We start from the raw sequence: 9,131 nt of genomic DNA on the forward strand, positions 1-9,131 counted from the left end.
CCCCTGCCCCCTGGGGCACGCGCCCCGGTGTGGGGGGAGGAACGTCTAGAGATCGCCGAACGTGTCGTAGCGGATGTTCGGCGGCGGCACCTCGTCCGCGGCCAGCACCCGCAGCGTCGACCGGACCATCTGCGCCGACCCGGAGACGTAGCAGTCGTGCGTCGTCCACGGGCCGTACCGGGCCACCACGTCCGGGATGTCGCCCAACTCGCCGTCGAAGTCGGGGTCGTCGCTGCACGCTGCGGTGACCGACAACCACGGGTGCGCGGCCACCAACTCCTGCAGGCGGGCCAGCCCGTACAGGTCCGTCGCGTGCCGGGCGCCGTAGAAGACGTGCACCCAGCGCGTCCGGTTGTAGCTGGCCAGCTCCTCCACCAGCGCCTTGATCGGCGCCAGCCCGACGCCGCCGGCCACGCAGAGGATGTCCCGCTCCGAGGTGCGGTCCAGGGTCATCGACCCCATCGGCGCCGCCAGGCGCAGCAGGTGCCCGGGCTGTACGCGGCGGACCAGCGCCCCGGACACCCACCCCGCGCCGGGGCTCCGCACGTGGAACTCCAGCACGTTGTCGTCGTTCGGGGCGTTCGCCACCGAGTAGTTCCGCCACACCCGCGGGTGGAAGCGGGGCAGCTCCAGGCTGACGTACTGGCCCGCCCGCCAGGACAGCGGATGTTGCAGGGCCCGGCAGGTCAGCACGGCGATGTCCGAGCCGTGCCGCTCGTGGGTCAGCACCTCGGCGTGCCAGAACGGCGGGTTGTCGTCGTCGGCAGCCCCGGCCACCATCTTCGCCGCAATCGCCGCGTACGCGTCCCGCCATGCCTGGTCGTACTCCAGGTTCCAGCCGTCGCCGGCGGTGCTGCGCAGCGCATCGAGCAGCGCGACGCCCATCGTGGCGTAGTGCCGGTCGTCGACGTGGTACTTGCGGTGGTCCCGGCCCAGCGCTCGCAGGAACTCGTCGAAGCTCTCCGGGTCGTCCACGGTGTGGATCGCCGTGATGATCGCTTCCAGCAGGCGGTCACCCTGGCCGGTCATCTGCACCGGGAAGAGCTGCCGCAGGGCGGGGTCGAGCAGGAACAGTCGGGCGTAGAAGTGCCCGCTCAGCCGCTCCCGGTCCTCCTCGACGAGGGTCCAGCTCTCCTTCAGCAACCGTGCGACGTTGTCCACCGGTGCTCCTTCTCCAGACGGCAGCGGATCGGGCGCTCATAGAATCTCCACGGAGCGTGCTCACCGGTCGCACAGAATGTGCGATCGGTTCACGCCGGCCGATCGGCCGTGTCCGCCGTGCCGTCCGTCGGGCAGAGTGGTGCGGTGACCGTTGAGCTGACCCGCCCGGTGTCCCGCCGAGTACTGGGGACCGAGACGCTGCTGGTCCTCGGTCTCTCCCTCGGCCAGTCCGCGGTCTACGCGGTGGTCTCGATCATCGCGAAGCTGACCGCCGAGGGGCCGCTCTCCAAGCAGACCGCGTCACTGAACACCTCGGCGTCGGCCCGACCCTGGCTGGACCTGACGTACCAGCTCCTCGGCATCGTCTTCGCGCTGCTGCCCGTGCTGCTCGCCGTACACCTGCTCAGCCGTGACCCCGGCGACCCGGTGCGGACCCTCGGCCTGGACGCGCGGCGGCCCGGCCAGGACCTGGCCCGGGGTGCCGGCCTGGCCGCGCTGATCGGCCTGCCCGGCCTGGCCCTGTTCTGGGCGGCGGCACAGCTCGGCATCAACGCCACGCTGGTGCCGGCGGCCCTGCCGCACGTCTGGTGGGCGGTTCCGGTGCTGATCCTCTCCGCCGTGCAGAACGCCGTGCTGGAGGAGGTGATCGTGGTCGGCTACCTGGTCACCCGGCTGCGCCAGCTCCAGTGGCGGCTCGCCGCGATCATCGCGGCCAGTGCGCTGCTACGCGGGAGCTACCACCTCTACCAGGGCTTCGGCGCGTTCGTCGGCAACGCGATCATGGGCGTCGTGTTCAGCCTCTTCTACCTGCGAACCCGCCGGGTGCTGCCGCTGATCATCGCGCACACCCTGCTCGACGTGGTCGCCTTCGTCGGCTACGCGCTGCTGCCCCGCGACTGGTTCACCTGGCTCTGACCGCTCAGCGCCGGCCCGGCCGGTAGGCGGCCACCGCCCGCGCGGCCAACCGATCGGCCGCCGCCGCGTCACCCAACGTGGCGGCGACCACCGCCGCACCCGGCAACAGGCGGGACGCCAACCGCAACGCCACCCACCCGCCCGCCTGGGCGGTGAGCGGCGCCGCCAGCCGCCACGCGGCCTCCGCCGCCCGCGGCCAGGCGCCCTCGACCGGATCGCCAGTCGTCTGTGCCGCGAGCAGGGCCTCCTGCGCGCTCGTCGCGTCCGGATGCACAAGGGTGAGCACCAGCAGGTCGGCGGCCCGGTCAGGGTGCGTCGGATCCTTGCCGTACACCGCAGCCAGTCGTAGCACCAGGTTGGCCTGCGTCCACAGCACCGAGGCCAGCTCGGCGAGCGGCGCGAAGAGCCCGGCCAGCGCGGCCGCCGCCCCTCCCGCGCCGGCCGCCCGCACGTACCGCCGCGTCGCCAGCCGCGCCAGGCCGTCCGCCGGAGCGTCCGGATACCGCGCCCGCAGTCGCTGCGCCCACTCGGCCGCGCCGGGACCGAGCGCCCGGACCGCCTCCAGCGCCAGCAACTCCGGCGCGAAGCCCGGGTGGTCGCGCAGGCGGGCGATCACCGCCCGCACATCCGATTCCGGGGTACGCCCCGAAGCCTGCACCGGCTCGTTCTCTGCTCCGGCCATGGCGGTCGAGGGCTGCGGCGCCGAGGTGGCTTGCGCGGGCGGGGCGTTGCGCTTGATCGCCGGGGCGGCCTTCTTGGCTCGGGTGACCTTCCTGGCTGGGGTGATCTCGTCGGCCGGGGCGGTTTGCCTGGCTGGGGTGGCCCGCTGGGTGGGGGTGGCTTTCTTGGCCGGGAGGGCCTTCTCGGCTGAGGTGGCCTTCTTGCTGGGGGTGGCCTTGGGGGTCGCCCGCTTGCTGCCCGGCTGGTCCATTTCCGCTGCCGGGGTGCCGTCGGAGGGGCTGGCCTGGTCGGCGGCTGGGGCGGTCTCCGGCAGGCTGGCCTGCTCATCGGCCGGGGTGTTCACCGACGGACCGGCCTGGTCGCGCGCTGGGGTGTCATTCGGTGGACCGGCCTGGTCCGCCGGTGAGGCGTCAGGTGGCGGGCTGGCCTGGTCGGCGGCGGGTGGGACCCTCGATGCCGGAGACGAGCGGCGCGGCTGGCGGGGCAGGGGGCGCTCGGGGTCCGGTGGCTGGAACAGCACGGCCGGGGCAGCCTTGGCCCGTCGAGGACGCGGGCTCGCCGGAGCGGCTGCCGGCGGCGCAGTCGTCTCGTCGGGCTGCTCGGCGGCGGTCGGCGGCGTGAAGGTGGGCCGCGGAGAGCGTCGACGCGCTCTTTCAGCAGGCTCTCGACGGGTCGGCTCGCTCGGCGGCTGCTCCTGCATATCGATGGAGCGTAGTCCCGATCACGCCGCCGCACAGGGGTGAAACACGGGGACCGGGACGTACCCCGGAAGTCGTTTTGCTCCCGGTGGGTGGCGACCTGTATCCTCGGGCGCGGTGGTCTGCGGATCACCAGGGAGACTTCGCCTAGTCTGGTCTATGGCGCCGCACTGCTAATGCGGTTGGGGTCTTAAAGCCCCTCCCGGGTTCGAATCCCGGAGTCTCCGCGCGAAAGCCGGGTGTGTACACTGGCTGAGCACGAGCGCCCGTAGCTCAATGGATAGAGCATCTGACTACGGATCAGAAGGTTAGGGGTTCGAGTCCCTTCGGGCGCACAAGATCAAACAACGTCTGACCTGCGGAAACGCGGTCGGGCGTTTTTTGTTGATCGTCCCGGTTGGACAGTGGGTGTCGCGTGGGTGTCACGGGTGCGCCGTCACTCTCTGTAATGTTGTCGGGGCTGCATGGGGGCTGACCTGCTGCTTTGCGGTGGGATTATCGCTTCTTGTTGGCCGCGCGCTTGTTTTTTGGGCGGGGGTTGGGGCGGTTACTCTGGCCCCTCTTCCTGATCTTCTCGCGGGTGCGGCGGGCTGCGGCGAGGACCAGTCGAGCGGTGGCCTCAGCGCACTTACGCTGGGCATATGGCAGGACGCTGGTGTAGGTGTCAGCGGTGGTGACGATGCTGGCGTGGCCGAGGAGGTCTTGCACGGTTTTGAGGTCGGCACCGGCTTCGTGGGCGAGGGACGCGGCGCCGTGGCGGAGGTCGTGCAGACGGATCGGTGGGATGTCGGCTCGTTTGACGAGTCGGCTGAAGTGCCGGGTGGCGTATTGGGGGTGCAGGGGCCTGCCGTCGGGGCGGATGAACACGTAGCCGCTGTCGTAACAGGCTCTGCCTGCCGCCTCGCGGGCGGCCTGTTGCTGACGCTGGCGGCGTTGGTGCTCTCGGAGCACGGCCACGGTGTGTTTGTCGAGAGCGACGGCGCGCGTGCTGGCGGCTGTTTTGGGTTCTCCTTCGATGACGTGGTAGCCGACGGTGGTGCGGCTGCGGAAGATGAACAACACGCCGTGGTCGAGGTCGATGTCAGACCAGCGCAGGCCGCATGCTTCACCGCGACGTAGGCCGCGTAGGGCGATGAGCCACCACATGGCGAAGAGCCGGTCGGTGGTGACCGCGTCGAGGAACGCGGCGAGATGAGGCGCGGTCCAGACGGCGACCGCTGGCCGTTGACCGGTTGCCTGCCATTCCGCGACACGTGCGGGTGTCCACACCTGGGCGTGTGGCTTGCGGTAGGACGGGAGTTCGAGGTGCCGGATCGGGTTAGCGTCGAGGAGGCCCTCCCGGACAGCGACGTTGAGTGCCGCGCGAAGAGTGGTCCGCAGGTGTTGAAGGCATGAGGGCGACTGTGGCTGGCCGCGTCCGTTGGTGGTCTGTGCGATGTCGTCGAAGCCGCCGCGGATTCGGCGGATGTTGAGGTCGGCCAGGGTGATCCTGCCCATGTGCGGGATGAGGAACTGTTCGACGTCCCGTGCGTACTGGGCCCTGGTGGTGTCCTTGATCTTGGTGCGGGTGGACAGCCAATATCGCAGCCACCGTTCGAGGGTCCATCCCTGCGCGGTGCGTTCTTCGCCGGTCTGGCTCAGCCAATCGTTGCGCGCCTGGGTGGCGGCAGTCTTGGACCGGAAGCCACCTCGACGAGCCCGTGTCGGCCTGCCGAACGCGTCGGTCGCGGAGCAGGCGAAGTACCAAGTGCCATGGCCGCGTTCCGGCAGGCGTGCGCAGTTGGCTTCGAGCCGCTTCTTGGTCTCATTGTGTCGGCAGCCACACCGCTTGTAGATAGTTCCCGAACCAGCCACGATTCTCCCTTTTCTTGTGCGCTAAGGAGGTATTTGTGAGGACTAGTCACATTCTTCGTGGTGGTGTTGGGGGGTAGACGGACAGCCAGTCCGTCGCGCGGTGCGGAGTTGGCGTCGACCCCGATCACCAGTACTTGCGGCCGTCTCCAGAGCCAGCCATTATGGACGGACGACGAACAACTCCATCGCTCCCACGCGTCTTCAGACACCCCCATTGGGGAGGGGTCTGTTTAGCGAAGGGTGGAAGCATGGAGAGTGGTTCCCTGATCCGGCTGTTGTGCCTGGTCGTCGCCGTCTTGTCGGGCGGCTTGACCGCGACGATTACCAGTTGGATCTCCTGGGCGATCGAGCCGAGCATCGGCCAGGCTTTGCTGTCGGGTGGGGTCGCGTTCGGCGGCTGCTGCGCCCTCGTCCTGACCGCGATCCGCTTCCTGTCCGGCCGCGACGCGTGACGCCCCCGGTATCCGGGCGATCCCTGGCGGGGGCTGGGGTCGTCCGGAGCCGACAACCAAGCGACGCTTGGCCGCCCGGCAACTTCGTAAGTCGTCCGAATCGGTTTCTTGCTCGATGCGGTGATGAACCGCACCGCGTCGGGGACTTGCTGCGGCGCCCTGCGGCAGGTTGTGCCCGATGCCACCGCCCACTGTCCGATGCTCATAGCGGCCGGTGAACCGCTTCGGGTATCTGGTGACCATGGGTCTGGTGCTGCATGCTGGTGCCGTAGCGGTAGCACGATGCAACGGGGGAGGCGGCGTGGTTCAGCTCCGGCTCGTATCTACCTCCGAACCTCAGCGTATGAGGCTGCCCCTTGCCGACGTCGTGTGCGCGTTGCTTGCCAGCGGACCGGTGACGCGTGCGCCGGTCGATCCAGCATGGCCGCTGCACCGTGCCTTGCTTGAGCTGCGCGAAAGGGCCTTGGCGAGCGGGTTAGCCGATCCGCTGAACGGGGCGCTGACCCGGCCGGACCCGCACGTCGGCGTCCGCATCGTTGGAGCGGATCAGGCGCTGCGCTCGCTCAGGGATGAAGGCTTGGTCGTGGCGGTCGGGTCCGGGGCGTCGGCAGGGTGGGAGCTCACCGCCGAGGCCGCGATGGCTGCCAGGCGTGGTGGCCTTCGCACCTGTCTGGCTAATCCAGACCTACTGTTTTGGGCTGCTCAACGCTGGAAAGCGTCGCTGTGCGCTGTTGAGAAGGCCCGGTCCAGGGCATCTCGGTCATCGGGATCCACCACAGCTTCGGGTGCGAGTCGTCGCCAGGCTGCGCCATCTCGGTTGCGGTAGAAAACGTTCACGCGCATCCGGCCACGATGTCGCCCGGCGCCCAGCGGCACAGCCTCGACGCGGTAGCAACGGGCTCTTCCATCGCGCCCTGGCAGCCCCGAACCCTCCCACTCGCTGGACCCGCCGTCGCGGGGCCCGCACAGCCGCCAGTCGATGGTCTTGCACTCCTGTAGCCGGCGAAGCGCGTCAATGGCGGATGCGGGCCTCGATGACGGCGCCTGCGAGGCCATCGACCGGACTGCCCTACGCACCTGCGGATTGACGTGTGGAGGAAACTCGGCGAGGCCGTCCGGGAACGCCCGCCGGTTGCGTCCCAACGCCTCCTCCATCTGAAGGGGGTCCATCCGTTCGTAGGGGAACGGTCCCCGGAGCATCTCGAGCAGTGTCACGCCAAGGCTGTAGACGTCCGACCGCGCGTCCAGTACCCCCGACGCGTACTCCGGCGGCCGGTAAAGCAAGGTCCCGCCGTGCGCGCTGCAGGTCGGATCGCCGTCCGACAGAGGAGCGGCGGACCCAAGGTCGCTGAGGTACGCCGTCTTGCGGTCCTGGTCGAGCAGGATGTTGCCCGGCTTGACGTCGCGGTGCAGAAACCTGTGCTGGATGTGGAGGTGATCGAGCGCGTCCAAGACCTGTCCCACGAGCAGCAGCGCCCGACGAACTCCGAAGCGGTGGCCCTTCTGCAGCGCGTCGTGGACACTCCCGCCGGGCTGGTAGTCCATGACGAGCGTTAGCCCAAAGTTGATCTCTGGGTCCGGCTGGGCGTCGCGGATTCTGACGACATGATCGTGTTGAACCCGGTCGAGCAGTCTCGGCTCCTGATAGGCGACGGCGTCTTCGAGGCCGAGAAGGTCGATTGTCTTCTGCACCAGCATCCGCTGCAGCGGCTTGTGCCAGACGAGCCGGACTTCGCCGACTGCACCCCCGGGCAGAGTCCGGAGAAATGAGTACGACGGCTGATCGAGCCGATCGCCGTGAAGCACCTCAGGCCCCCGCCCTCACCGCGGCGGCAGCGAGCGCGGCGAGATTGCGGCCATCGCCCCAGTAGCGGCCACTGCGCGTGACTACGCCCTCACCAAGCTTCGCCAGCTTGCCGCGCCCGGTCAACGAGAACACGCCCTTGACCGCCTGGTGCGAGATGTACCGGCACGGAATATCGGCCTTCGCGCACTCCAACCGCAGCAGCGTCTCCATGGCCAGCCGATCCGTCCACCCAGTGTGCGTGTCCATGTGACTCGAGACGGCGCGCAGGATTACCACCTCAGACCCGCCGGCGTCGCGCAGGGCGCGAGCGGCGTCCTTCCCGAACTCGACCAACCGCTCAGGCTCGGAGAGACCGTTCCGGAAAGCCAGCCGCTCGGGTTTGCCGTCCAGGATGCCCCCGTCATCGGCGACCACGAGGTACGCGTACGACGACGTGCACGCGACACCGAGCGTAACCATGCTCCACGCCCTCCCGACCTACAGCGGTTTGTCCTCACGCCTACCAGGTCGGTCTGGCACGTGTCTTTCGCGGCCGGCACAGGGCCGCAGGCGCGGACGGATGGTGGAGCGGCCCGACCACAGGAGGCTTGGGTCGCCAAAGGTGCCGCCCGAGCGTCGAAAGGCAGGGCTACCTGGTAGGAGTCCCCCGACCGACACGCCAGAACGGTACCGGACGCGCCCCAGTATTAGAAGTTGACATTGTGGACCGCGGAGCCACGCTCGCCTACCCAAACTGACCGAACAGGACGCTGGCCAAGCACACACGGAGGCGGCTTCGTGCGGGCCCCGCCTAGCTGGCAGGGGTGGACGATGCGGTGGTGGTGCGGGTGAGCATGCCCGTAGCGGCGAGAGCGCAGCCTTCGGCGACGGAGCGCCACCTTGAAGACTGTGCCTCGAGTCAACCCTAGGCACCGGCTGCAACGTCGACAGCGAGAGCGACGAGGGCCGTGAACGCCTGCAGGACACTGAATGCCAACGCCCACAACGCGATCCGGGCTTCGACCGTTAGGCGCCTGCCGGGCGTCTCAGCCACCACCGGCGACGTGACCTGGTGCGCAACCGCTGGCGCCGGGGCCGGGGCCGACGGCAGGGACGCGAACGACGGCGGAATGATGTGCATCCGGTAGAACCACGGATCCAGCCAGCTCGCCGCACCCATGTGACGAATCCACGCGACCGTTTTCTGTCGCTTGTGTTGCCGGCAGCCGACGAGAATCTTGCCGTCCCTCGCGCACGGCTTCCTGGTGCTCTTGGTCAGGACAAGGCACTTAGCGTTGATCCTGAAGCCGAAGTAGTAGCAGACGTACAGCAAGCCGACCGACGAGACGAACAGTAAGCAGACGACGTTCTCCCAGAACGTGGGCTGCGCGGCGGGCCCTGGATTCGCTGCCACGAGAAGCACGACAGTGCAATCTACAGCAGGCAACCAACCAGCCTCGGAACGTGACCGCGCTGACAGGCGATCGGTGACAACTGACAGCCGACGTTCGGCACGCGCTCGCCGCGCCTAACGCCGCAACGACCGCGAACGGACCCGGGCGGCAGGCGACGGCGATGCGCGCC

8 protein-coding genes and 2 tRNA genes are annotated in these 9,131 nt (G+C 69.0%); 4 read left to right on the plus strand and 6 right to left on the minus strand.

Annotation, left to right across the window (positions count from 1 at the left end; translation table 11 throughout):
- Positions 1-45 precede the first annotated feature (45 nt).
- On the minus strand, positions 46-1,161 hold the full coding sequence (locus AB0J68_RS19665) for a globin domain-containing protein (RefSeq protein WP_363939802.1): 1,116 nt from the start codon (positions 1,159-1,161) through the stop codon (positions 46-48).
- Positions 1,162-1,305: 144 nt separating this feature from the next.
- On the opposite strand from AB0J68_RS19665, the gene AB0J68_RS19670 reads away from it, so the two are divergent.
- Positions 1,306-2,076: a CPBP family intramembrane glutamic endopeptidase gene (locus AB0J68_RS19670; RefSeq protein WP_354857257.1), complete on the plus strand. Its 771-nt coding sequence runs from the start codon at positions 1,306-1,308 to the stop codon at positions 2,074-2,076.
- Positions 2,077-2,080: 4 nt separating this feature from the next.
- Here AB0J68_RS19670 and AB0J68_RS19675 read toward each other — a convergent pair whose 3' ends face one another.
- A complete protein-coding gene (locus tag AB0J68_RS19675) occupies positions 2,081-3,100 on the minus strand; it encodes a hypothetical protein (RefSeq protein WP_363939804.1) in 1,020 nt (339 codons plus the stop codon).
- 491 nt (positions 3,101-3,591) lie between these two features.
- Between AB0J68_RS19675 and AB0J68_RS19680 the strand changes: the two genes are divergently transcribed.
- A tRNA-Ser gene (locus tag AB0J68_RS19680) sits at positions 3,592-3,682 on the plus strand.
- Between the two features lie 35 nt (positions 3,683-3,717).
- Positions 3,718-3,790: transfer RNA gene (locus tag AB0J68_RS19685), tRNA-Arg, on the plus strand.
- A gap of 160 nt (positions 3,791-3,950) precedes the next feature.
- Here the strand turns inward: AB0J68_RS19685 and AB0J68_RS19690 are convergent.
- Complete coding sequence (locus tag AB0J68_RS19690; protein ID WP_363939806.1) at positions 3,951-5,309, minus strand: tyrosine-type recombinase/integrase; 1,359 nt, start codon at positions 5,307-5,309, stop codon at positions 3,951-3,953.
- 248 nt (positions 5,310-5,557) lie between these two features.
- Here AB0J68_RS19690 and AB0J68_RS19695 point away from each other — a divergent pair, with 248 nt between their 5' ends.
- Positions 5,558-5,761, plus strand: coding sequence for a hypothetical protein (locus tag AB0J68_RS19695; RefSeq protein WP_363939808.1), 204 nt, complete (start codon positions 5,558-5,560; stop codon positions 5,759-5,761).
- A gap of 702 nt (positions 5,762-6,463) precedes the next feature.
- Here the strand turns inward: AB0J68_RS19695 and AB0J68_RS19700 are convergent.
- From AB0J68_RS19700 to AB0J68_RS19710, 3 genes are all read right to left on the minus strand, one after another.
- The gene (locus tag AB0J68_RS19700; RefSeq protein WP_363939810.1) at positions 6,464-7,567 is read right to left on the minus strand and encodes a serine/threonine-protein kinase; all 1,104 of its coding nucleotides are present in this window, start codon (positions 7,565-7,567) and stop codon (positions 6,464-6,466) included.
- 1 nt (position 7,568) lies between these two features.
- A complete protein-coding gene (locus AB0J68_RS19705) occupies positions 7,569-8,027 on the minus strand; it encodes a hypothetical protein (protein WP_363939812.1) in 459 nt (152 codons plus the stop codon).
- A gap of 445 nt (positions 8,028-8,472) precedes the next feature.
- Positions 8,473-8,970 (minus strand): hypothetical protein, encoded by a 498-nt coding sequence (locus AB0J68_RS19710; protein WP_363939814.1) that lies wholly within the window; start codon positions 8,968-8,970, stop codon positions 8,473-8,475.
- Positions 8,971-9,131: the final 161 nt, after the last annotated feature.

Source organism: Micromonospora sp. NPDC049580 (assembly GCF_040675595.1).
Taxonomy (GTDB): domain Bacteria; phylum Actinomycetota; class Actinomycetes; order Mycobacteriales; family Micromonosporaceae; genus Micromonospora.

Excerpts from the sequence above, each read along its gene's own strand:
- AB0J68_RS19695 (WP_363939808.1), top strand. The coding sequence starts at position 5,558 with ATGGAGAGTGGTTCCCTGATCCGGCTGTTGTGCCTGGTCGTCGCCGTC.
- AB0J68_RS19705 (WP_363939812.1), bottom strand. The coding sequence starts at position 8,027 with ATGGTTACGCTCGGTGTCGCGTGCACGTCGTCGTACGCGTACCTCGTG.